Below are 24,227 nucleotides of genomic sequence, written 5' to 3'. Positions count from 1 at the left end.
ACTAATTAATAGAGTATTGTGAAGTCGGGTAATTATCGTTATAGTAACAACAACCCTTCCGTATAAATTAACCATGCGAATGCATGTGAAAATTGAGCGAAGGGAAGCTTTAGTTCAACAATTATAAGAAAGCAGGTAATCACAATGAAAACACTACTCCTTACAGGATTTGAGCCCTTTTTAAAATTCACTGTAAATCCGACGATGAAAATAGTAGAAGAACTACATGGCAAAGTAATTGGAAATTACAAAATTCACGGTGAAGTGTTGACGGTAGACTTCCATTCATCGGGCGAGCAACTTCTAACGCATATTGAAGCGTTACAACCGGATGCAGTGCTTTCACTGGGGCTTGCGGGAGGCCGTTATAAAATGACGCCTGAACGGATTGCGATTAATGTGAAAGATGGGGAGCCTGATAATAATGGCAATACACCAGTTGATGAACTGATTCGAGCGCAAGGTGAAGCGGGATATATGTCAACAATGCCAGTCCGCGCGATGGTGAATCGATTACTAGAAGAAGGGCTACCCGCTGAAGTTTCGAATACTGCAGGCACTTATCTATGCAACAACGTTATGTATGAAGGGCTACATTACGCAGCCACACAACGACCAACGATGAAATCCGGTTTCCTTCATATACCTGCTTCCCATGAATTGGCGATTGAGCATGGCAAAATTCCAAGTTGGTCACATGAAGATTTGAAAAAAGGCGTCGCCGTATGCATCGAAGTGCTATCTGCTGATGAATCGTAACAAGCAAATTATCCCGCGTGTAATGGTGATGAACGAACAAACAATACGTTTCGACTTTGGCCCTGAGATGAGTCAAGAGATTTTTCGCACAATCCAGCAGTTTTGTCAGGTTGTTGAAAATGACAGGAATCATTTACTTGAAGAAGTCGTACCAAGTAATAAAACGGTTACTGTTTTTTATCACAAAGAACTTGTGAATCCTCGTGCAACCATTGAAAAATTACTGACAAAGTGGGTGCACAGAACTGACAGTGAATTCTGTGTAAATAGGCGTGCTATTGAAATTCCAGTCTGTTATGACACCTTGTTTAGTGAAGATATACCGCGGATTTGCGACCATACAGGACTGACACGTGAAGAAGTAATCGCCATTCATACAGGTACAAGCTACAAGGTTTATATGATTGGTTTTTTACCAGGATTTCCGTATCTCGGGGAATTGCCGGAGGTACTCCATGTCCCACGTTTGGAAAAACCACGTTTAAGCGTGCCTCAGGGGACCGTTGGAATTGGAGGCACGCAGACAGGTATTTACCCGATTGAGTCTCCAGGAGGTTGGAATATAATTGGGCGGACACCACTCGATCTATACTGCTTGAAACGCGTTGAACCGTTTTTAATACGCGCAGGTGATCAGTTGCAATTTCGTTCCATATCCCTTGAAACCTTTAATGAGATGAAAGAAGAGTTAGCGCGTGAACCTGAAATGATTATGCAGTTTGTAAAGGAGTGACTACAATGCGAATTGATCTAAATGCAGATGTCGGTGAAAGTTTTGGTCAATTTACGATTGGGGAAGATGAAGCCCTATTCAGCTCGATTACATCCGCCAATGTTGCATGCGGATTTCATGCTGGTGACTTTACTGTTATGCAGAAAACGGTAGAACAAGCGGCTAGACAAAAGGTTTCAATCGGCGCACATCCCGGTTATCCAGATTTACAGGGATTTGGAAGAAGAGAAATGATGATGTCCCCCCGTGACATTTACAATGCAGTTGTCTATCAAATCGGTGCACTTAAACAGTTTTGCGACATACAGGGCGTACCATTGAATCATGTAAAACCGCATGGTGCTCTTTATAATACTGCTTCAATTGACCGTACTGTTGCCGATGCAATCGCGGAAGCCGTTTATGATGCTGTGCCGAATGCGTATTTATATGGACTTTGTAACAGCGAATTATTGCAGGCTGGGAATAAAATCGGCCTAAAAACGGCGGGTGAGGCATTTGCAGATCGCAGGTATACGACAGAAGGTACATTGTGCTCCAGGTTATTGCAGGGGGCTGTCCTCCATACATATGAAGATATCGAAAAACAAGTGATGGATATTGTGTTAAACAAGCAGGTGCAAACAATAACTGGAGAAATGATTTCATTACAGGCAGACACCATTTGTTTCCATGGCGATGGACAGGGTGTGGCGTCCCATGCCCATCAAATTCGTCAAGCGTTGGCATCTGTAACTGTACGTGTTAGCGCACTTGGAGCCGCGATATGATTTCGTTATTTCGGGTCGTCAAATCTGGCGTCTATGCCACGATACAAGACCAGGGGAGATTCGGTTTCCGGCGTTTCGGTATGCCAGTTGCCGGGCCTATGGATAGAGAGGCATTCCAGTTAGGACAAGACATAATTGGAAATGATGAAGGCGGAAATGCACTCGAACTTTTCTTAGGTGGCCTAACGGTAGAGGTATTAACCGATCATAGGATTGTCATTGTAGGAGCAGATTTAGGGGCGATGATTGACGGAGATAGGCCAGCACCACTTTGGAAAACATTTCAAATTTGGAAAGGGCAAACGATTTCATTTACTAAGCCGGTTAGCGGTGCGATTGCGTACATCATTCCGGAAGGCGGGTATGCAGTTAAGGAGATTTTGGGTAGCAGTTCTAGTTACCCGAGGGGATTAATTGGTGAAATAGTGAAAAAAGAGGCTATCCTTTATGCGAATTCATTACAACAAAAGCGTTTGAACCGCGGTTTGCTTGTTGATAAAATACCGAGTTATACCCAAGACATTACGATTGAATTGTTTAGAAGTCCGCATATGGACCTGTTCGAAAAATCGAGTGTGGATACATTTCTAAACGCCAGCTTTACGTATCGCGGAGGAGATCGAATGGGTTACTTTTTCAACGGCCCTCCACTTGCGTTTATAGATAGTGGAGACATTGTCAGCGAAGCGACTCAGTTTGGAACTGTGCAAGTTCCGACGAATGGTCAGCCAATTATTCTGATGGCAGATGCACAAACGACGGGAGGATACGCGACAATTGGTACGGTTGTCAAAGCTGATTTGCCGAAAGTGGCCCAATTAAAAAACGGCGGTACCGTCCGGTTTGTTTATCGAATGCATGATTCGGTGTAACTAAATAGTCATACAAAAAATCCTGTAAGAAGTGAATTCACTTCTTACAGGATTTTTTTCAATTCATGTCTTCTTTTAAGCATTTTTCACCGAAATTGACGAATCAACACAAGCAACATGATTTCGACAATAAAGGACACAATCTCGATGAACTTCCTACTTGGCATCTAAACTGCTTTCTTCACTTTTTACGCGCACGGCAATATCCGGATTATCTGTAAACACTCCATCAGCACCCATTTTCATAAGTTTTCTGATCAATTTTTCATCATTAACGGTAAAGGGATGGACATCCAATCCTTCTTTATGCATTGATTTGATGAACTTTTTCGTCACCGAATCCATGTTGACACCTACACCTGATGCATATTTTTTAAGTTGTTGCACTTTTTTCTTTGAAAGATGGGCTTCTTTGTCGAATGAATATAACTTTATAAGCGGAATGGAAGGTTCCATGGCGAATATAGCCTTCAAACTATTTTCGTTGAATGATTGAATGATCACTTTTGGTATCACATCATCACCACTTAGAAGGTTATTTTCTCGAAGCAGATGTAGCAGGTCTTTTTCAATACCCGGATACGCATTGGGTGATTTCATCTCGATATAATAGTTAACTGAGTCGCCGAAATGGAGAAGGATGTCCTCTAATTCAACAACGCGTAATTGTTTATAAATAGGAGAAGCATATCGTGGATTCCTTTCGTTAAATTCCTCACCGGGCATATAAAGTTGAAGTTCATTAAATGTCACGTCAGCAATGGCTTGTTCTGTATCTTGAAATGTTAAATAGGAATCGTGCATCGCAACAAGTTTTCTATCTCTTGTCATGTGTACATCAAGTTCGATGTAGTCTGACCCCATTTGAACAGCTAACTCATAGGCGGCTAGCGTGTGGGGAGGTGCATAGGCGGATGCCCCACGGTGGGCGATGACGAGGAAGTCATCAGGTAAAGACGCACGTTCAACAGTGGGTTTCGTAGAACCAGATGACAGTAAAAGTATTAGAAGCACCACCATTACTCTTTTCATCGCAGTCACTCCTTATTTAATCTACAAATGTAAATGTTTGTAAAGATTTCATCGACAATGAAGGGAATAGCGTCTATTTATCGAAAGGTATAGCAGAGAGTTGAACTTATCGCCTTTTAAATTAATGAAAAGTAATTGGGTTTTCTAATGGAAAGGGATTGATATTGTGAAGAAAGTGGAGCTTATTAATTTGTCAAAGTCATACGATAAACAGGTAGATGTTATCTCAAATATAAACGTAACCATTGAGCCTGGCGAGTTTTTTGTCCTTGTTGGTCCATCCGGTTGTGGGAAGAGTACGATGCTCAGGATGATTGCCGGCCTTGAGACTATTACGAGTGGCACGCTTAAAATTGGTGATCAGGTTGCCAATCACTTATCACCGGATAAGCGTGACCTTTCAATGGTATTCCAAAACTATGCGCTTTATCCACATTTGACTGTTCAGCAAAATATTACGTTTGGGCTCGACGTAAAAAAAGTCAAGAAAGCGACTCAGCGAGAAAGAGCGGCTGAAGTGGCGGAAACGTTGGGGCTCACCGCTTATTTAAAAAGAAAACCACGAGAACTGTCAGGTGGTCAGCGTCAGCGAGTTGCGCTTGCCCGTGCAATTGTCAGTGAATCGCCAATTTGCCTTATGGATGAACCGTTATCCAATTTGGATGCGAAGTTGCGGGCTCATATGCGTACGGAAATCAGACGAATCCAACGGAAGCTAGGTATTACAATGATTTATGTGACGCATGACCAAGTTGAGGCGATGACGATGGGTGACCGTATTATGATCCTTCATGAAGGGAAAATCCAACAAGTCGGTAAACCAATTGATATTTACAATAATCCGGCCAATCCATTTGTCGCCACGTTCATCGGTTCACCGCCAATGAATTTAGCATATTCCGATGTCGATAAAAAAACGTCAGAAATTGTCATCGGAGATATACTTCGTTTGCCAGTACCGTCTGAGGAAGTTATTGGTATTCCAGAGTATCAACTTATCGCAGGTATCCGCCCGGAACATTTGCGACCCGCCTTAAAAGAGTCGCCAGAAAAGGATAAGTTGTATGTTGTCGTAACGAACGTTGAAGTTTTGGGCAATGAAACCGTGTTTTCGTTTAAATTGGGTACTAATGAATGGATGGCAAAATGGAGTGGACAATGGCATATCGATATTGGGGATTCGATTCCAATCCTAATTGACTACGGTGCGTTCTGTCTCTTTGAAGCTAGAACTGGAGACTTAATCAAAAAGCCGACGGACCTTGGAAACGTCGTATTCGGCAAAGAGGTGCTGGTATGACTTCGCTTGAAAAGCCGGGAATCTGGAAAAAGACGGCGAATGGCAGAACTGCGCTTCTTTATTTATTGCCATCGATTCTCCTCTTTTCAGTGTTTGTCTTTTATCCAATGTTTAGAACAATTTACTTAAGTTTTTTCTTGACTGACCAAAATGGAGATGCGGCGATATGGGTAGGCTTTGAAAACTATAGTTATTTACTAGAGTCCACAGCATTTATCAACAGTATGAAAGCAACCGGATTATTTGTCTTATACACGGTACCCATTGGCATCGTCTTGGCGCTATTTTTCGCCTTGTTAGCGAATGAAAAACTGAAAGGGATTGGATTTTTTCGAACAGTGTATTCCTCGACAATGGGCATTTCCGTAGCCGCTTCATCCGTCATCTGGTTATTCATGTTTAATCCGAGTATGGGAATGTTTAATCGGATGCTGAGCTTGCTGAACTTGCCGCAAATCCAGTGGCTGCTAGATCCAGAATGGGCACTTATATCTGTCTCCATTTCGACGATTTGGATGAACATCGGCTTTTCGTTTCTTATTTTACTCGGAGGGTTACAAAATATTGATGAACATCTCTATGAAAGTTCCAGGATTGACGGAGCGAGATATTTCTATCGATTACGTCGAATTACACTTCCGATGTTGTCCCCAACGCTGTTTTTCATTATTACCATTTCATTGATCAATGCGTTCCAATCATTCGGACAGATTGATATTTTGACGCAAGGAGGTCCGTCGGCGTCCACGAATCTTATCGTTTACTCCATTTACCGTGAAGCCTTCATCAATTATCAGTTTGGAACGGCGAGTGCGCAGGCAGTCACTTTGTTTATCATTATTTTGGTTGTGACTATTCTTCAATTCAAACTGGGGGAAAGGAGGGTCCATTACCAATGACAACAAGCCTTCCTAAAAAGATTTGGATTTACTTCCTGCTAATTATTACGTCATTTCTTGTATTCTTTCCAGTTATGTATGCATTTTTGATTTCATTTATGACAGGGCCCGAACTTTTGCAGGGGAAGTTTCTACCGCAGTCATTTAGTTTGGATAACTATATTAAAGTGTTTGATAGGTTGCCTTTATTGAATTATTTATTGAACAGTTTCATCGTTTCTGTCAGCGTCATGCTTGGGCAACTAGCGGTGTGTAGTCTTGCTGCTTATGCGTTTGTTTTCATCCACTTTAAGGGACGCGATTTCATCTTTTTCCTGTTCATATCGACAATGATGATCCCTTGGGAAGCAACAATGATTCCAAATAAATTCACCATCCAAAAACTCGATTGGCTAAATACGTATCAAGGGTTGACGCTGCCATTTTTCGCGCTGGCATTTGGAACTTTCCTGCTGCGTCAGCATTTCAAAACGATTCCAAAAGAGTTGCACGAAGCGTCTCAAATCGCGGGGTTAAGTAAATTCGCCTTTTTCCGACGTGTGATTCTGCCTGTCTCTAAAACGAGTCTTGTCACATTAGGTGCATATGGCTTTTTGACGACTTGGAATATGTATTTATGGCCGTTGCTTATTACGACAAATAAATCCGTTCGAACCGTTCAAATTGGCTTGAAGCAATTGCAGTCGCAAGAAACAGGAACAGAATGGGGGGTGGTTATGGCAGGTGTTATCGTAGTCATTATTCCGACATTGTTATTGCTGTTTATTGGACAGAAGCAGTTGCAGAAAGGTTTATCTCAAGGAGCTTTGAAATAAGGTTCACTACTATATCAAAGGGGTGCTTAGCTTGATAAAAATATTGAAATCGTCAATTTTCTGGCTTCTTATTTTGAGTTTGGCTGTTCTGACAGCGTGTACGAACAGTGATAATGATACAAAAGAAGATGAGAAGGAAACACCAAAACCAGGTGCTAGTGAAGGAACAGTAGCAGAGGACGCGAAAGTATCCATTGAATTTTGGCATGCGATGTCTGGTACAGGGCAGGAATCACTCGATTCAATCGTTAAGGGTTTTAATGACTCACAAGATAAGTATGAGGTGGTTGCAGAGTTCCAAGGGACTTATGAAGAATCACTGACAAAACTACGTGGTGTAGGTGGTACAAAAGACGCGCCAGCCATTACACAGGTATTTGAAGTCGGTACAAAGTATATGATTGACAGCGGATATATTGAGCCGATACAGTCGTTCATCGACAAAGATAATTATGATTTAGCGCAGCTTGAAGAAAATATTTTAAATTACTATAAAGTCGACGGTGAGCTCTATTCGATGCCATTCAACTCATCGACTCCAGTTATGGTCTACAACAAAGATGCGTTCAAGGAAGCAGGGCTTGACCCTGAAAAAGCACCCGAAACGTTTTCAGAAGTAATCAATGCGGCAGCAAAACTGAAAAAGGGTGAGATGTATGGATTCTCCATGTTGACGTATGGGTGGTTTTTCGAACAGCTCGTTGCAACGCAAGGCGGATTATATGTCAATGAAGACAATGGACGTTCAGGAGACGCAACAGAAGCACTCTTTAACGGACCAGAAGGACTAAATGTTTTTGACTTTTTGGATACAATGAATAAAGCGGGTACATTCGGTAACTTCGGAACGAACTGGGATGATATCCGCGCAGCATTCGCATCCGGAAAAGTTGCCATGTATATGGATTCATCGGCGGGTGTTGCAGGTGCCATCACGACAGCCCCATTTGAAGTAGGTGTTGCCTATATCCCATATGCGGATGAAGTGAAGCGAAACGGTGTCGTTATTGGTGGTGCTTCACTTTGGATGTCTAAAGGCATCGCGGAAAAAGAGCAAGAAGCGGCATGGGCGTTCATGAAATATTTAACAACGCCAGAAGTGCAGGCACAATGGCATTTGGATACAGGCTATTTCGCCATTAACCCAAAAGCCTATGATGAAGAGAACGTAAAAGAGAAATGGGCGGAATTCCCGCAGTACAAAGTAACGGTAGATCAGTTGCAAGACACGGTGCCAGGACTTGCGACACAAGGTGCGCTAATTTCAGTCTTCCCGGAATCACGTCAGCAGATTGTCACTGCGTTGGAAGATCTATATCAAGGAAAAGACCCAAAAGAAGTACTTGATAAGGCGGCTGAAGCAACAAATCGTGCAATGGAGATTGCCAACAAAACTAAAAAATAGAACTATAGATAATAAGCCCCTTTTTAATGAAAGCAAATAGGGGCTTATTTCGTATTATTCGTAAGAGTGAGGTAATAGGTGCGGAACATTCTGAATTCCATGATATGCTAGAAAGCAAGATGGTTAGTATACTAGAGCCACTTGGTCATTCCGTGTAATCGCACGGAAATGAATACAAAATAAGGGAGATGGACAAATGTCTTTATTAAAAAAGTCGGGTATGTGGATTGTCATTTTGGCACTGTCGCTTAGTGGGTTGTCGTTTGCAACTCAAGCGAATGCAGCTACGAAAACGCAAGATGTAACCCGGGGGGAATATATCTCAGCGATTGTTAAGGCACTTGAATTTGAACTAAGTGACGGCGAGGCACTGGCGTTTACCGATGTAGATGCGCAATTGGCGCCTTACGTGGAAGCAGCACAGAAAATGGGCCTCATCAAAGGAGCTACTTCAACGACTTTCAAGCCGGATCAGAAGCTGACACGCGAGCACGCATTCCTAATTGCGTCCCGGGCCATTAAGTCAGAAGAAGTCTTCTCAACTGATTTACTTGATAAATTCAAAGACAAGAGTTCATTTAAGACAAACGAATCCGCGGAACTTTCAAGAAGTGTCGGACTTGGCCTGTTACAAGGATTTGAAGACGGCACGGCAAAACCTCAAAAGCTTGTAACAAAAGTACAAGTTACTAAAATTATTGATCGGTTGCTAAGTGCATATAACGTGGAACCGCCATCGAATTCAGTTTCGCTGCGCATTTTAGGAACATCTGATTTGCATACGAATTTTGTTAACTATGATTATTATCAGGATAAAGTATCGAATGAAGTCGGACTCGCAAAAACAGCGGTCTTAATTGAAGAGGCGCGTGCAGAAAACCCAAACAATCTCCTATTCGATAACGGGGATTTGATCCAAGGAACGCCTCTTGGGGGTTATAAAGTAACGGTAGACAAGCTTGAAAAAGGTGAACTTCATCCGGCACTGGCTGCCCTTGAGTCACTTAATTATGATGCTAGTACATTAGGCAATCATGAGTTCAACTATGGTCTGGACTATTTGGATTCGGTGTTGGAGGAAGCGCCATTCCCAGTATTGAATGCCAATGTCTATGATGCAAAAACGAAGAACAATCGCTACACACCTTACGCTATTTTCAATAAAGAAGTTGTCGATGGGGTAGGCGAGGCGCATACGTTGAAAGTTGGCGTTATTGGTGTTGTTGCACCGGGGATCGTCCGCTGGGACCGTGCACTACTTGACGGTAAAGTAACTGTAGAAGATGCAGCGAATACAGTTGAGAAATTCATCCCCGAGATGAAGGGTCAAGGCGCAGATATTATCGTGGTTTTATCACACTCAGGAATGGGAGATGAAATCCATACTGTTGATGAAGATGATGTAACGTATCAAATTTCACAACTCGATGGTGTAGATGCAATTTTGACAGGCCATAACCATGCAGTATTCCCAGGAGATTTTGGGGATCTTAAAAACATTGATATGGAACAGGGAACAGTAAACGGAACACCTGTCGTTATGCCGGGTAAATTTGGTAGCCACTTGGGCATCATTGATCTTGAACTTGAAAAATCAGGTGATCAATGGGCTGTTATCAAAGGCAAAGGGGCAGTGCGTGAAATTGATAAAAAATCAGACAAAGTTGTTCAAAAAGTAATCGATGCAGTAAAAGAAGCACATGAAGGAACAATCAAGTATGTGCGCAGTCCAGTAGGAAAAACAACGGCACCAATCAATAGTTACTTTGCTGTTGTGAAAGACGATCCTTCGATACAACTCGTAACAAATGCACAAAAATGGTTCGTTGAAGATAAGATTAAAGGCACTGAATACGAGAAACTGCCCGTTCTATCATCTGGCGCCCCATTCAAAGCGGGTGGCCGTAATGGAGCAAACTATTACACTGAAATACCAACAGGTGAAATAGCCATTAAAAACGTGGCAGACCTTTATGTATTCGACAATACAGTGTTCGCGCTTGTTATGACAGGTGCAGATGTTAAAGAATGGCTTGAAATGTCAGCAGGTCAATTTAACCAAATTGACCCGTCATCTAAAGAACAACAAAACTTAATTAACGAAGAGTTCCGTACGTATAACTTCGATGTTATCGATGGTGTCACATATGATTTTGACGTCACTCAACCTGCTAAATATGATTATGCTGGAAAAACGATTAATGACTCAGCTAATCGAGTTGTCAATTTGCAGTATGATGGAAAACCGATTGATCCAAAACAAAAATTCATCGTAGTGACGAATAATTACCGTGCAAGCGGAGATTTCCCCGGTGTACGCAGTGCGACAGATTCAATCGATTACGCCTATGAAAACCGCCAGGCAATTATGGATTACATGATTGACGTAGGTACAATCGATCCATCTGCAGACAGTAACTGGGCGTTCGTACCCTTGAATGAAAGTATCAATGTTACATTTGAAACGTCTGAGAAGGCGAAAGAATTCATCCCACAAGGAAGCGGTATTGAATACCTGTCTCCAACTGAAGAAGGTTTCGCGAAGTATTCATTGAAATAAAAATGATGTACTGAATGAAAACGCATAAAGGCGAATAAATTCCCTTTATGCGTTTTTTCATCATTAGCGAATGGTTGGTTGAGACAGATTGCTCGGGAGAACAACATCATTTTGATAGAAGAAAACGTATCGCCAAAAGTAAACAACCTACAACCCCAAATGGGCCCTCAATGCCTTTGAGACCTCCGTCAATTCCTCGTCATCCATCAGATAATACCAGACCCCATTCATCATTTGACCATTCCCGCCTTGGAAGTTAAGCTGTTCCACTTTTCCTAAAGCAGAACGGTAATTTTTTTGAACATCCGTCATTGCAACGATTGTATCCGAACGTCCAGTATCGCCTTCGCGCTCATCCACGCCTAGTAATAGGACAGAAAAGGGATCCTGTTTCTTGAAAATAACCTCCGCTTCACGCATCACTGAAATTTCGCGCTCGATTGGTTCATGCATTTCCGCTACGGTGCCTACAGCATTCATATAGAAGACGACGAGCCAAATGGTAGGGATGCCTACTATCGATGCGAGAATACTACTAATCAGTATCCATTTTTCTTGTTACTCATATGCAATCTCCTTTGTTAACGGCTTTTGTATAATTCAATATCCGCAAGTAGTGGCGTTGTATTCATCCGAAGGAAAAGTCATTGATCCTCTAAGTAGTCTGAATTGGTATAAAAGTAGTGCTATTATCCCTCAATAGCTATATAATCTAAATAGGATAAAAGATCGTGGGGGGAAATGATGAAATTTACTGTAGCGAGAAAATTATGGGCGGGTTTTTCAACAATTTTGGTATTACTTGTAATTGTCGGCGTGATAGGTTTATTGACGTCTATTCGTCTGAACTCGGATTATACCTTTTTACTAGATGACCGTGTAAAAAAAGTTGAGTTAGTAGATGAATTCATCTTAAAACATAACGAAATTCAAGATGATGTGCGAGGCTTTATGTTATTCAAGGATGATTCACTTTTGGAGACACGTACAGAACATGTAAATCGTTACAACGAATTATACGACAAATTGCACGTTATTCTAATTAAGAAAGACCATCAAATGTTATTGGAAGAACTTGAAGTGGCGCGAACAAAATATTTAAATCTGCAAAATGAAATTGTATTAAATGTCCAAGATGGAAAAGATCAAAAAGCATCAGCACTTGGGCGGGCATCTTCCAATGTTGGCTCGCTTGTCTTGGAAAATGCAAAGATTATCAAAGAGGGACAATACAAGGAATTAGAGGAAACACGCACTGAATTGAAAGGTTTAGTGGCCGTTTCGAAACTACTTATTATCGGTACGATTATTTTTGCAACGATTGCTGGTATCATAATATCCTTATTAATCAGTCGCAATATCTCGCGTCCAGTACGTGTTGTGACAGAGGGCTTGAATGAAATCGCGGCGGGGAATTTGACGATTGATTTACTAGTGGTTAGCAATAAAGATGAAATCGGAGATATGGCGGCAGCGTTCAATAAAATGGGGACAGATGTCGCGAATATGGTTCGTAAAATCAACGTTTCAGCTGCTCAATTAGCAGTTCAGTCAGAAGAATTATCTGCGAGTTCCGAAGAAAGTATGGCCTCTTCAGAAATGGTTGCCAAGACCGCTGAAAATCAGCTGATCGGCAGTGAACAGCAGCAGAGGATTATTCGACAGTCTAGTTCATCTATGGAAGAACTATCATTAGGCGTTGCTGAAATTGCGACTAATAATGAAGAGATGCTACAGGCGGCAGAAACCGTAGCGAACCTTGTTACAACAGGATCGAGTGTAGTAGGGGAAATGTCAAATCAGATGTCGACAATCCATTCAACAATCCAAGAATCTTCCAAAATTATGGAGGAAATGGCACAGCATTCGAATGAAATTCAAAAAGTTACGACGCTCATTACGACAATTGCCGAGCAAACGAATTTACTAGCACTCAATGCAGCAATCGAAGCTGCACGTGCAGGGGAATACGGTAAAGGTTTTGCGGTTGTAGCAGAGGAAGTCCGGAAATTGGCAGAACAGTCGAAGACGTCTGCTACGGAAATCGGTAAGATGGTAAGTATGATTCAAAATGCCTCGAAACGGGCCGTCACTTCCATTACGGCAGGAAATGAGCGAGTAGATAGCGGTATCGCAGCAACCGAGCAGTCACGTCTTGTTTTCGAAGAAATTCAACAAGCAGTCGGGGATGTTGCTGCTAAAGTCGAAACGGTATCTGCTGCAATTGAGGAAATCCAGGCGATGGCAGAAGACGTAAGCCATGGTGCTGACGAAATTGAACAGTTGAGTGGTGAAGCTGCTGCTGCTGCAGGCGATACAAGCGCAGCAACGGAAGAACAGCTAGCGGTCAATCAGGAAATTTCATCAAGTGCACAAACATTATCGAAACTTGCCGAAGATCTTCAAGTGGAAATGAAGCATTTCAGAGTATAATAGCAAAAAAAGCGAACAACAGTCTCCGGACACGTTGTTCGCTTTTTTTTGGATAGGAAAAGTAACCAGCAAATAACTTGATCACCTACTGGGTGCTATGTGTATAGTTCCATTTGGATCGCTTTGGATTGAATGACTACTATACCATTACCCGGATGTCTGAATGTGTAGGGATGCGACTTTGTCGCACCCCTACACACTATTACCGTTAATCGTATGGTGGTCCTTCATCCGTCGCACTCCAAATGCATTTGTACACAGAGTGCAGAAACTTTTTGGAACGAAAGAATAGAGGGGCATCTACCTGGAGAAAAGCCGCCAAAGATGCAATTTTGGCGGCTGATGCTTTCTTTATGGTTTTTTCTTTCTTAATTAAAGAAGAGTCACATTCTATAGGACTTCACATGATTAGATGCATACTCTTTGTTAAGAGTAAGCAAGAAGCACATTATCCAACGTGCAAGAGTGCCAGAAATTGCATCTTCGGGCACTTACAATCCCTATAGAAAGTCATCTATTCGTTTCATTCAAACATACCTGCATTTTTCACTTGAACATTGTAGGAACGCGACAGGCAACTATTCGTAACAGGATTACTGAAAAAAGTGTGGCTAGAAGTGACGAAGTCACTTCTAGCCGCACTAGGACCCCTCAGTAAATCTGTCATGAATAGTTAGCCGTAAGCGGGCCGGAAATAATCCAGTGAAAATAAAGGTCTTCAAGCCCTTCTCGCAAGTATTTTATGCGAATAAATGGTTAATCAACAGACGTTTTTTTACTCCTTACTTATTCAGCTTTCTTCGCTTGTTTTACATTGTAAATAAAGTTCGAAATAATTTTCGCTGCATGTTCACGTGTTGTAGATTGACCAGGCATGAATTTACCGTCAGAACCTGTAGTGATTCCAAGTTCGTGAAGCATTGAGATAGCGTTTACTGCTTCTGCATCATAGTTACCGAAATCTGCATAGGGTGCTTTCGCTGTTGCTGTGTATTTTTTGCCTGTGTAATTTTCATACGCGCGTTCTAGCATTAACGCGAATTGTGCACGTGTCACTTTTTCACTCGGCATGAACTTGCCGTTAACGCCTTTAATAAGCCCGTTTTCGTATGCTGCAACAATTTCCGCTTTTGTATCCGCAGCATAGTTTTCGATATCGCTAAATGGTGCAGTACCTTCAGCTTTCAGGTCAAGTGCGCGGACAATCCAAGAAGCAGCTTGTGCACGTGTCATTTCTTTATTAGCACCAAATGTTGCATCATTACCTTTCAAAATTCCGCGGTAATAAAGATCTGATACGAACTGATAAGCCCAGCTATCGTAGGCAACGTCACTATAAGGGACTTTTGCTAGAATGCGGCCTTCAATTCCGGAGCTGATTGTACCGATGGATTTCATATGATCTGCGAAATTCTCCCAGTCTGAGAAGCCTGGTTCACTGGCACGTCCTTCTTCATATGCTTTTTTAAGAACTTCATAGTTGTCGCCGCCTTGAGCAGTGAAGACATTAGTTGTAATTTTATACATTTTATCAGCTTCTATTTCCTTACCGCCAACCGTCATTGAGATGACACGATTGCCGATTTTAGCTTCTGGGTTGAAAATCAGTTTCATGCCAGAAACGTGAAGGAAACCACCATCTTCTTCCGGGTACTTCTCAACAGATCTTTCAAAAACAGTTTTCAATTCTGCACCGCTTAATTCCATCAATGCAAGTGTATTACCAAATGGCAGTACGGAAATTGCTTGACCGTATGTAATAGGTCCTTGTGGAATTGAAGTTCGGATGCCGCCTCCATTTTGGAATGCGATAACAGTTGAAGGGTCAATTTCTTTCGCTTTAGCGAGCATGCCGTCCGTAATGATATTCCCTAGATTCGTTTCGCCTGCACGAACACCGCCTAGATTACGGAGGCCACTAAGGAATACGCCAGCAGTCGCGCCAGTTGGTTTCTCCATTGTCGCTTTGACTTTATCAGAATACGGTTTAATAAGTTCAGCTGCGTCAGCATCGACTGCAGCATTTTCACCGCCGACTGCATGAAGGACACCACTGTAATCTTTGATGACACCTTTTTCATCAAATGTGATGTCAAGTTGCCCTAAAAACTTGTTGTACTCATTCGCCTGAACGATAATGACAGGTTCAGTATCCTTATTAACTACGAAAGGTTCGTCAAGTTTAACATGGGTGTGCCCCCCGACAATGACGTCGATACCTGGTACATTTTTAGCGAGAAGTAGGTCGTTGTCGACATTATCCGAGTCATTATATCCGATATGAGTAAGTGCGATAATTTTGTTCACACCGGCTTTTTCGAATGCAGCAACCGCTTCTTTTGCTTCCACGATATAGTTTGTGAAAGTCACTTTCTCAGGGCTTGAAATGTCTTTTGTTTCTTCTGTCGTTAGACCGAAAATCCCAACTTTCTCACCATTCACTTCTTTAATAATTCCGTTATAGATTTTACCATCTTCGGCTTTTGTCTCGACTGTTTTTGATTGAAGACCATCGAAAAGGGGGTCTGCTGAGAAATCAGTGTTTGCGCCAACGAATGGGAATTTAGCACCTTTGATGAAATCTACTAGCGCTTTGTGTCCTTCTGTTGAAGCGCCAAGGTCGAACTCATGGTTGCCGAATGTCATGGCATCGTATCCGAGATAATTCATGACTGCGAGATCAGCTTGTCCTTTAAACTCATTGAAGTAAAGCGTTCCAGAAAATACGTCGCCTGCGTCAAGGAGAACATTGTATGGCTTTTCTTTCTTGAGCTTTTTGACTAGTGCTGCACGTTCCGCTGTTGTAGCGAGATTTGCGTGCGTATCATTTGTGTGAAGAACCGTCATCGAGAAGTCACCAGTTGCCGCAACTGGTGTTTCAGCTGCCATAACGGGTGTAATTGCAACTGAACTTAATAGAAGCATAGCCGCTGCTGTACTTTTAACGTATTTAGTAGACATAGTCCACCTTCCTTTTCGTTTTTTGTGCTATTTTGTCATCAATTGACTTTTTGAATAGATAACGAAATAGTCTGCACTTCAAGTGTATCAGTAAGGTCATTAATGGACAAATTAAATTTCTCTAAATTGGTATAAAAAATACCGAAGAGAATGAATTCATTCTCTTCGGCATATACTATTACTGTGCTGAATAATATTGTACTAGACCTTGATAGATTGACTCTGCATAGATTTCCAGGTAAGCATCGCTCGTTAGCTTTTTAAAGTCATCCGCATTTGAGATGAAAGCGAGCTCGACGAGTACAGCAGCGACGTTGGTATTACGGATAACGTAAAAACGATTGTCCTTCACACCACGGTTAACCATGTTAGCCTTTTTAACAAGATTATTTTGGATGTAAGTGGCTAAGGATTTACTTTCGGCCGAGTTAGCATTCAAGGATGAATCGAAGTACGTTTCAGACCCTTTTGCTGACTTCGATGTGGCTGAATTCACGTGAATTGATACAAATGTTTCCGCAAAATTATTTTTGGCAAAATTTGTACGTTGCTCAAGTGATAGGTAAGTATCATTTGAACGTGTCATAACTACTTTTGCACCTGCTTTTTTTAGTTTTGCTTCTACTAGTTTACCAACTTTTAACGTGATGGCTTTTTCTGTTACCTTATTTGCCGCAGCACCTGGATCATGTGCGCCGTGACCTGGATCTAAGACGATTATTCGATTATTAAGTGGATTTCCGGATTGATTTAACAGTTTTAAATAAGCTTTATTAACAAACCCTGTTTTCGAATTCACCCGAACCTTTGCCCAATCACCATCTAGTGATAGCACTTCAACTTTTTGGCCAAGTGTTAATGCAGCGATAACTGAGGAGTTAGTGCTAGCACTTTGTCGCAAGTTTAGGCTTTTCACTGTTACTTTACCGATTAGGTTGCCAGTCACGGTAGGTTCCTCAGGAATAGCCGGTTCTTCAGGCGTGACAATGTCGTCATCAGGTGTTTCTGTTCCAGCTTCAACTGTGTAGCGTGCATTGATATAGCCTTCACCTTCGTCAAGAAGGATAAGTAGCCAGTCGCCTGTTTGTCCCACTACTTCAACAATATCATTATTATTAAGTCGCTGAATGACGTCTCCATCGATTGATGGAAGGGAGCGGACGTTTAACGTTTCACCGCTTGTGACTACTTTAGCAAAATAGGTTCTTGACGTTTGATCAGGTAGTTTAACGGGTAAAGCATACTTATCATTCATCGCGCGAGCTAGGAATAACGAGAATTGTGAACGAGTCAAGAAAGCGTTCGGTAGGAACTTTCCTGCATCACCTTTTGTTACTCCGGCGTAATATAGGCCATTGACACGTTCAGCGTATGAATGATTTTTCATATCTGCAAACATCATTGGTTTATCGGCAGAAATCTGTTCAGAAAGATTGAAAGCGACCGCGAGTGCATTACCCATTTCGTCACGTTTCAAGTTTTCGTTCGGTTTGAAGCTTCCACTAGAGTCTGCTTTAAAATAGCCGAGTGAAACGGCACGGCTTACATACTCATACTGTTCAGTGCCAGATTTAACGTCTTTGAACTGTAAAGATGGGGTAGGGATGTCCTGTTTTTTTGCAGCAATGACAAGCATTTTAGCAGCTTGTGCACGCGTTAGGTTATTACCTGGTTTAAATTTGGAAATCCCTTTTTCTATGTAACCTTTAATAATGTCAAGATCTGCTATGTAATTGACCTCTTCAAAATATTCCTTGTCAGGTGTTACGTCCGTGAACTGTGTTTTTGCAAAAGATTGTCCCGGGACCATGGAAACGAGTGTGAAAATCATTATCACCATTGCTGCCCACTTAATTGTTTTCATTGTGTCCTCCCTTGATTTACTAGAGTCGTAGCTTCATTTTACCAGTGATGTCTATGTATTGCTATACTGATAAATAACTATAATTGAATTTTTATATAAATAAAACCGGATGTTCCTTTTAGTGGAACACCCGGTAGTAATAAATTAGTTAGTGAGACGATCAGTGAATTTCTTGAACTGACTTGCAGTTACTTTATCACTTAGACCGAAATTACCATCGCCATAACCGGTTGTAATTTCATTGTGATAAAGAATATTAATATATTCATTTGCCCAATGATCTGTTGGAACATCTTTGAAGGAAGTTTCTGTAGATCCTTTAAGATTGAATGCTTCTACAAGTACTTTAGCAAGTTGCGCACGTGTCATTTCACCACTAGGATTAAATTTACCGTTATCACCAGAGAAGATACCTGCATCTGACACTGCAATGATGGCATCATATTGTGGATGATCTGCAGCTACATCAGAAAAGGTAGATTGAGTGCTCGTTTTTTTCAAATCCAGTTCTTGGACAAGTGTCACAGCAATTTCAGCACGAGAAGCGTATGTAACCGCCTTTTTAACTGCAGTTGGTGCATCAGCCGATGCGACGAGAGAGCCAGCCGTGAAATCATTTACTCGTCTCGCGCCGATATAACGGCTACCCCAGTAAGCAGGGTCGTTTATTGACGAAATCATGACACCCTTGCTTGAAGAAGAGTGGATGAATTTGCCGGAACCAATGTAAATTCCATCATGCGAAACTCCACTTCCGCTTGTATTGAAGAATACAAGGTCGCCTGTTTTTAAATCACTTTTTGCAACAGATGTTCCCATAGCATACTGTTGGTCAGCCGTTCTAGGGATGGAAATCCCTTGTTGTTTAAATACGTATTGCGTATATCCTGAGCAGTCGAAACCGGAAGTGGTTGTCCCTCCATATGAATAAGGTGTACCTATATATGATCGAGCTGTGTTTACGAGATTAGTTGCAGAATCTGCCGAAGCCATGGACGGGATGGACGTTGAAAATAGTATGCTTGCAAAAACTAGTAATAAAAGACGTTTCATTCGTTTCTCAAAATCCCCTTTCGCACATTTAATAGAGTGTGCTTTGTCTGTCAACATCTTAGCATAGCTAAACCTCTAATTCGATTACAGTTACATTACAATAGTATTACAACGCTTTCATTTTGCCCAAAGGTAGTCTTAAAACGCCATTTGACAGGATTCCATTCTATCAAATGGTGTTTTTGTTATGGGAAGTAAATAGTGTTAGATTGCAGTATTGCTGTCGAGAGGTCGAATGTCAGAGGATATGCTATAATTATTGAATCTAAATAAAGGGCTTACTAGTTAGGTTATTGAAAGATGGGGTTGAGAGATGAAATGAGAAAAATAGTCGTATTCAGCAATATGTATCCATCAACGCAACATCCAACATACGGTCTTTTTGTAAAAAATCAGGTTGGCCTTCTTCAGTCTGCTGGTCTTGATATCGATGTAGTTGCTATTGCGGATCCTGGAAAAGGGAAAATACAGGCATTAAAAAAATACATGACATGGTTAGTCCGTTCTTTTTCATATATGATGAAAAATCGTAAGCATTTATCCTTAACACATGCGCATTATGCGTTTCCAACAGGAGTCATTTCATTAATCGGGAAAAAAGTGTTTGGTATTCCTTATGTTGTGACTGTTCATGGTGGAGATATCGATAAGATGGCGGCGAAGAGTCAGCGCATTGCTGATACAACCAAAAAAATCTTACAACAAGCGGAATCGGTCATTGTTGTCGGCGACAAACTTCGGGAAGATGTGATAAATAACTTCGAAGTTCCGGAAACGAATGTGCATGTCATGAGTATGGGTGTCGATACATCCGTTTTTAACTATGTAGCTAAAGTAGAAGCGAGGGAAAGTCTTGCCCTTCCTATAGAAGAGAAAATATTGATCTTTGTCGGAAATGTGATTCAAGCGAAAGGCCTTCTTGAACTTGTCGAAGCATTTGATTCATTGAAAATGTCCTTCCCTGATAGTTCGTTGTATGTAATTGGTTCGCAGAAAGACGGTCAATTTGTCGAGGAGTTACGGACATTCATCCGAGAAAAGGATGTTGAAGATATTCATTTTAAAGAGCCTCTTGTTCAAGCCGATTTGTCACTTTGGATGTCGGCGGCTGATGCGCTTGTACTGCCTTCCTATCATGAAGGGTTCGGATTGGTTGCACTCGAGGCAATGTCGGCTGGAACGAAAGTTGTCGCAACGAACGTTGGAGGGCTTTCTTATTTGTTGAAAGATGGAGCAGGAATTCTTGTTGAGCCGAAAGATCCTGATTCATTGTCGAAAGGTTTATGGACTGCACTGGATGAGAATTCTACTGTCATCGATGAAGCAGTCGTGCAGGCGAAAATTGCGCAGCACTCATATGGGAAGATTTTAGAGGACTTAGTGTCGATTTATCGTTCAGCCGAGAAGGGGCAGGTTGATCAAAATGAATAAAATGATGAAAATTATCGGTGCTGTTGCGGTTATTAACATTGTTGCCAGGCTGTTCGGATTTGCAAGGGAAATGGCGATTGGCAATCAATATGGTACATCTTCAACTGCGGATGCGATTATAACTGCTTATACAATACCGAATTTCATTTACCTTGTAGTTGGAGGAGCATTGACGACGGCGTTCATATCTGTCTACCATTCGACAAGGACAGATAAAGCATTGTTCGTGCGTAAATCATTTACGACAGTTCTTGTAGCAGCGGTTGCGATAACGGCTGTATTGATGATCTTTACAGATCCACTCTTGCATTTGTTTTTCAAAGATTTGACTGCTGAAGAATTTGCGATGACGCGAACTCTTTACCTATGGATGATGCCGTCTTCGATTATCCTTGTTTTATCGACATGGATGAGCGGTGTATTGAATGTTAACGGCAAGTTTAACTTGTCCAGTCTTGCAGTCCTTCTATATAATGCGTCATTCGTCGGAATTGCTGTTGTGTTGACAAGTTATTTCGGCCCTGAATCGTATGGAATTGGTGCAATGGTTGGTGCGTTAGTAATGGGTGCATTCTTATATGTTGGGCTTCGGAAGTCAAAACTCTATTCTTTGAAGCCTTCATTCGCGATGTCTGTTGATACGAAACGTTTATGGGTGATTGCATTGCCAATCTTGTTCGGAGGCGCTTCGTTGCAATTTTATTTTGTTATTCATCGGATTGTTGCTGATGGGCTTGGAGAAGGGACAATTTCGGCGGTCAATTTTGCGTCTAAATTGACGGGTTTCCCCCAGGCAATCATGATGACTGCGGTGACGACGGTTATCTATCCTCTTCTAAGTAAAAAACAAGGGGAAGGCGATATGGAAACAATCCGTGCGCTTTATAAAAAAGGAATGCTCTATCTGGTTGCATTGCTTGTACCGGCAACTGTGATCGCTTACTTTTTTGCAGAGCCGCTTGTCCGTCTCGTTTTCGAACACGGGGAGTTCTCTGAAAAATCGGTCCTGCTAACCGTGCCGATTTTCCGCGTATTTACACTGTCGATGTTTTTCCTTGCTGCGAATACCTATATAACACGATTCTATTATGCAAAAGCCAATTCCCTAGTGCCTGTCATATTCAGTTTGATAAGTGTCTTTGGGATTAATATTGCGGTTATCTATTTGATGATTGACTCGTATGGTGCTTCAGCAATTGCATACGGTACGGTCATTAGTGCCGCGGTGAACTTCGTGATGCTCGCTATTTATGCGAGAGTGAAGTGGAAGTTATAATTTACTATAGTGATGGAGTTGCCCTGGAATATGCAGGGCAACTTTTTTTATTGGTTTTGAGGGGGCGCCCGAGAATATCTACGGTTGAACCGAACAAAACTACATGTCGACCAATCAAATCAATCTCCAATATTACTTTATATTTCCCGGAAAATAGGTTATTCTGAAAGATGTGAAGTGTTTAATAATATAACGATGACCGCAGAATGATTGGAGTGTTTTAATTGGTAGTCAAAGAGAAAATTGGGAATTGGTTCGAACATTTTCATACCTATCCAGAAGTGAGCTGGAAAGAAGTAAAGACAACTGCGAAATTGGCAGAAATTTTAACGGAAATGAATGTATCCCATCATACATTTGACGATGTGACTGGGGTAATTGCAGAAATAGGTGAAGGCGACCGAGTTATCGCGGTACGCGCCGACATCGATGCATTGTGGCAGGAAGTCGGCGGCGTCTATAAGGCGAATCATTCTTGTGGGCATGATGCGAATATATCAATGGTGTTAGGCGCGCTGAGTTATTTGCAACAAGAGGCACTGGGCAGCCGGATCCGATTTATTTTCCAACCAGCAGAAGAAAAAGGCAATGGTGCAAACTCGATGATTGAGCGAGGAGCGGTAGACGACGTTACCTATTTGTTTGGTGTGCATTTGCGCCCACAGGAAGAAATTCCATTTGGAAAAGTGACACCAGCAATTCATCACGGGGCGGCGGTGTTCCTTGAGGGGAAAATCATTGGTGACGATGCGCATGGTGCACGTCCCCAGCAAGGAAACAATGCACTCGATCCGTTATTTGCGATTGCACAGTTTGTGAAAACAATCCATTTTTCACCTTACGAAGCGTACTCAGCAAAACTGACAAAAGTGCAGGCGGGCGGAGATAGTCTCAATATTATTCCTGGAACCGCGACGTTTGCAATCGATGCCAGAGCACAATCGAATGTGGTATTGGGGGAGCTGAAGGAACGTATTTCCAAAGGGATTCAAGCAATTGGACAAATGCACGGTGTGGAAATAGAATTGGCATGGAGTGATTATACGCCTGCTGCAGAAGTATCCGAAGAAGCGACAATTATTGCCCGGGAAGCTATTTTGGCAACGGTCGGGGAAGAAGGATACGCACCCGATGTCATTACATCAGGCAGTGATGATTTCCATTTCTACACGATTCATAATCCGAAATTAAAAGCCGCTATGATTGGCATAGGGGCAGATCTTGGTCCAGGGCTCCATCATCCCGACATGACGTTTAACAAGGAAGCGCTTGATATCGGAGCGCGTGTTTTGGCGGAAACGTTGAAAAAAGCATCTTATTTGAATGAATAAATGGAAGAGACCTTCTTACACCGCTACAATTGCAGTGGAAAGAAGGTCTCTTTTATTATTGTTGCTCTAGAAGTTTTTTTATTCAGAGAAGTGAAGTGTCTACGTTTCGTAGCGTTTTATCCTATAACTATAAAATTAGAATCGAAAGGTAGAAGAACGCTTTACAATTTCACTTTGAAATTGCAAGAGTCCTCTATTTCTTCAAATCTAATTTAATTTTGTAATGACAAGAGAAGCGTTTACGTTTGTTTGTGTGCCTCCTGCCAAAGTCTGAAGGGTAACTGCTGCAGCAGAAGAATGATTTCTAAGGGTAAGAACATCACTTGCTGCTATGGTAATAATAGCCTGACCGTTGTTTTGCTGAGTGCCTGCACCTGAACCGTAGACTGTACCCGTAACCTGCGCACCATTTAAAAATAGTGCGAATTGGCTGGGTTCTACACCCGACACGGAGAAAGTAACCAGGTAGTCTCCCAGAGTAGTAAATGAAACTTGTGTAGTTCCGGTGGCATGCGTAATTCCAGCTGTCATTATTCCATTTGAATCAAAAGGAATATCAGCATCTATAGCTACCGTCTGACCAGCTAGATTGTAAATATACGCGTATTCGGATAATCCGCCGGATGCTCCAGTAGCGCCAGTAGCACCAGTAGATCCAGCAGGTCCAGCAGGTCCAGTAGATCCCGTTGCCCCGTTAGTTCCGTTAGCTCCAGTCGGTCCAGCAGGTCCAGTA

19 protein-coding genes are annotated in these 24,227 nt (G+C 41.9%); 13 read left to right on the top strand and 6 right to left on the bottom strand.

Going from position 1 to position 24,227, the window contains the following annotated elements:
• The first annotated feature begins 144 nt into the window (after window positions 1–144).
• Genes I2483_RS14335 through I2483_RS14320 form a run of 4 tightly spaced genes read left to right on the top strand, consistent with a single transcriptional unit; the run spans window position 145 to window position 3,134 of the window.
• Window positions 145–759, top strand: a complete 615-nt coding sequence (locus I2483_RS14335) for a pyroglutamyl-peptidase I (protein WP_207277813.1) — start codon at window positions 145–147, stop codon at window positions 757–759.
• Window positions 749–1,492, top strand: coding sequence for a 5-oxoprolinase subunit PxpB (pxpB, locus tag I2483_RS14330; RefSeq protein ID WP_207277812.1), 744 nt, complete (start codon window positions 749–751; stop codon window positions 1,490–1,492). Before I2483_RS14335 ends, pxpB begins: the two co-directional genes overlap by 11 nt.
• 5 nt (window positions 1,493–1,497) lie before the next feature.
• On the top strand, window positions 1,498–2,262 hold the full coding sequence (locus tag I2483_RS14325; protein WP_207277811.1) for a LamB/YcsF family protein: 765 nt from the start codon (window positions 1,498–1,500) through the stop codon (window positions 2,260–2,262).
• Window positions 2,259–3,134: a 5-oxoprolinase subunit C family protein gene (locus I2483_RS14320; RefSeq protein WP_207277810.1), complete on the top strand. Its 876-nt coding sequence runs from the start codon at window positions 2,259–2,261 to the stop codon at window positions 3,132–3,134. Before I2483_RS14325 ends, I2483_RS14320 begins: the two co-directional genes overlap by 4 nt.
• 156 nt (window positions 3,135–3,290) lie before the next feature.
• Here I2483_RS14320 and I2483_RS14315 read toward each other — a convergent pair whose 3' ends face one another.
• Window positions 3,291–4,166, bottom strand: coding sequence for a glycerophosphodiester phosphodiesterase family protein (locus tag I2483_RS14315; protein WP_207277809.1), 876 nt, complete (start codon window positions 4,164–4,166; stop codon window positions 3,291–3,293).
• Window positions 4,167–4,332: 166 nt separating this feature from the next.
• On the opposite strand from I2483_RS14315, the gene I2483_RS14310 reads away from it, so the two are divergent.
• From I2483_RS14310 to I2483_RS14290, 5 genes are all read left to right on the top strand, one after another.
• Entirely contained in the window at window positions 4,333–5,466 is a 1,134-nt protein-coding gene (locus I2483_RS14310; protein ID WP_207277808.1) for a sn-glycerol-3-phosphate ABC transporter ATP-binding protein UgpC, read from the top strand.
• On the top strand, window positions 5,463–6,365 hold the full coding sequence (locus I2483_RS14305; protein WP_207277807.1) for a carbohydrate ABC transporter permease: 903 nt from the start codon (window positions 5,463–5,465) through the stop codon (window positions 6,363–6,365). Before I2483_RS14310 ends, I2483_RS14305 begins: the two co-directional genes overlap by 4 nt.
• Window positions 6,362–7,180, top strand: a complete 819-nt coding sequence (locus I2483_RS14300) for a carbohydrate ABC transporter permease (RefSeq protein WP_207277806.1) — start codon at window positions 6,362–6,364, stop codon at window positions 7,178–7,180. Before I2483_RS14305 ends, I2483_RS14300 begins: the two co-directional genes overlap by 4 nt.
• A 43-nt stretch (window positions 7,181–7,223) precedes the next feature.
• Complete coding sequence (locus I2483_RS14295; protein WP_481886350.1) at window positions 7,224–8,585, top strand: ABC transporter substrate-binding protein; 1,362 nt, start codon at window positions 7,224–7,226, stop codon at window positions 8,583–8,585.
• A gap of 196 nt (window positions 8,586–8,781) precedes the next feature.
• Entirely contained in the window at window positions 8,782–11,145 is a 2,364-nt protein-coding gene (locus tag I2483_RS14290; RefSeq protein WP_255550456.1) for a bifunctional 2',3'-cyclic-nucleotide 2'-phosphodiesterase/3'-nucleotidase, read from the top strand.
• 147 nt (window positions 11,146–11,292) lie between these two features.
• Here I2483_RS14290 and I2483_RS14285 read toward each other — a convergent pair whose 3' ends face one another.
• Window positions 11,293–11,625: a hypothetical protein gene (locus I2483_RS14285; RefSeq protein ID WP_218624967.1), complete on the bottom strand. Its 333-nt coding sequence runs from the start codon at window positions 11,623–11,625 to the stop codon at window positions 11,293–11,295.
• 264 nt (window positions 11,626–11,889) lie between these two features.
• Here I2483_RS14285 and I2483_RS14280 point away from each other — a divergent pair, with 264 nt between their 5' ends.
• Window positions 11,890–13,578: a methyl-accepting chemotaxis protein gene (locus tag I2483_RS14280; protein ID WP_207277805.1), complete on the top strand. Its 1,689-nt coding sequence runs from the start codon at window positions 11,890–11,892 to the stop codon at window positions 13,576–13,578.
• Window positions 13,579–14,364: 786 nt separating this feature from the next.
• Here the strand turns inward: I2483_RS14280 and I2483_RS14275 are convergent.
• The 3 genes from I2483_RS14275 to I2483_RS14265 form a co-directional block, all read right to left on the bottom strand.
• Window positions 14,365–16,539, bottom strand: a complete 2,175-nt coding sequence (locus I2483_RS14275; protein WP_207277804.1) for a 5'-nucleotidase C-terminal domain-containing protein — start codon at window positions 16,537–16,539, stop codon at window positions 14,365–14,367.
• A 178-nt stretch (window positions 16,540–16,717) separates the two neighbouring features.
• Window positions 16,718–18,403, bottom strand: coding sequence for an N-acetylmuramoyl-L-alanine amidase (locus I2483_RS14270; protein WP_207277803.1), 1,686 nt, complete (start codon window positions 18,401–18,403; stop codon window positions 16,718–16,720).
• Window positions 18,404–18,547: 144 nt separating this feature from the next.
• A complete protein-coding gene (locus I2483_RS14265; protein ID WP_207277802.1) occupies window positions 18,548–19,456 on the bottom strand; it encodes a C40 family peptidase in 909 nt (302 codons plus the stop codon).
• A gap of 318 nt (window positions 19,457–19,774) precedes the next feature.
• Between I2483_RS14265 and I2483_RS14260 the strand changes: the two genes are divergently transcribed.
• The 3 genes from I2483_RS14260 (at window position 19,775) to I2483_RS14250 (ending at window position 23,494) form a co-directional block, all read left to right on the top strand.
• Window positions 19,775–20,887 carry a glycosyltransferase gene (locus I2483_RS14260; protein WP_207277801.1) on the top strand — a complete coding sequence of 371 codons (1,113 nt, stop codon included), beginning with the start codon at window positions 19,775–19,777 and terminating at the stop codon, window positions 20,885–20,887.
• Window positions 20,880–22,163, top strand: a complete 1,284-nt coding sequence (gene murJ / locus I2483_RS14255) for a murein biosynthesis integral membrane protein MurJ (RefSeq protein WP_207277800.1) — start codon at window positions 20,880–20,882, stop codon at window positions 22,161–22,163. The genes I2483_RS14260 and murJ overlap by 8 nt, the downstream gene beginning before the upstream one ends.
• Before the next feature lie 224 nt (window positions 22,164–22,387).
• Window positions 22,388–23,494, top strand: coding sequence for an amidohydrolase (locus tag I2483_RS14250; RefSeq protein ID WP_207277799.1), 1,107 nt, complete (start codon window positions 22,388–22,390; stop codon window positions 23,492–23,494).
• A gap of 207 nt (window positions 23,495–23,701) precedes the next feature.
• Here I2483_RS14250 and I2483_RS14245 read toward each other — a convergent pair.
• Window positions 23,702–24,227: collagen-like protein (locus I2483_RS14245; protein ID WP_275956144.1), on the bottom strand; the 526-nt coding region annotated here is incomplete at its 5' end.

This window comes from Sporosarcina sp. E16_3, from assembly GCF_017347125.1.
GTDB lineage: Bacteria > Bacillota > Bacilli > Bacillales_A > Planococcaceae > Sporosarcina.
This window is presented reverse-complemented; position numbering and strand designations above follow the sequence as displayed.

Coding starts and splice junctions, on each gene's coding strand:
- I2483_RS14335 (WP_207277813.1), top strand. CDS start 145: ATGAAAACACTACTCCTTACAGGATTTGAGCCCTTTTTAAAATTCACT.
- pxpB (WP_207277812.1), top strand. CDS start 749: ATGAATCGTAACAAGCAAATTATCCCGCGTGTAATGGTGATGAACGAA.
- I2483_RS14325 (WP_207277811.1), top strand. CDS start 1,498: ATGCGAATTGATCTAAATGCAGATGTCGGTGAAAGTTTTGGTCAATTT.
- I2483_RS14320 (WP_207277810.1), top strand. CDS start 2,259: ATGATTTCGTTATTTCGGGTCGTCAAATCTGGCGTCTATGCCACGATA.
- I2483_RS14315 (WP_207277809.1), bottom strand. CDS start 4,166: ATGAAAAGAGTAATGGTGGTGCTTCTAATACTTTTACTGTCATCTGGT.
- I2483_RS14305 (WP_207277807.1), top strand. CDS start 5,463: ATGACTTCGCTTGAAAAGCCGGGAATCTGGAAAAAGACGGCGAATGGC.
- I2483_RS14300 (WP_207277806.1), top strand. CDS start 6,362: ATGACAACAAGCCTTCCTAAAAAGATTTGGATTTACTTCCTGCTAATT.
- I2483_RS14290 (WP_255550456.1), top strand. CDS start 8,782: ATGTCTTTATTAAAAAAGTCGGGTATGTGGATTGTCATTTTGGCACTG.
- I2483_RS14285 (WP_218624967.1), bottom strand. CDS start 11,625: ATGAATGCTGTAGGCACCGTAGCGGAAATGCATGAACCAATCGAGCGC.
- I2483_RS14280 (WP_207277805.1), top strand. CDS start 11,890: ATGAAATTTACTGTAGCGAGAAAATTATGGGCGGGTTTTTCAACAATT.
- I2483_RS14275 (WP_207277804.1), bottom strand. CDS start 16,539: ATGTCTACTAAATACGTTAAAAGTACAGCAGCGGCTATGCTTCTATTA.
- I2483_RS14270 (WP_207277803.1), bottom strand. CDS start 18,403: ATGAAAACAATTAAGTGGGCAGCAATGGTGATAATGATTTTCACACTC.
- I2483_RS14265 (WP_207277802.1), bottom strand. CDS start 19,456: ATGAAACGTCTTTTATTACTAGTTTTTGCAAGCATACTATTTTCAACG.
- I2483_RS14260 (WP_207277801.1), top strand. CDS start 19,775: ATGAGAAAAATAGTCGTATTCAGCAATATGTATCCATCAACGCAACAT.
- murJ (WP_207277800.1), top strand. CDS start 20,880: ATGAATAAAATGATGAAAATTATCGGTGCTGTTGCGGTTATTAACATT.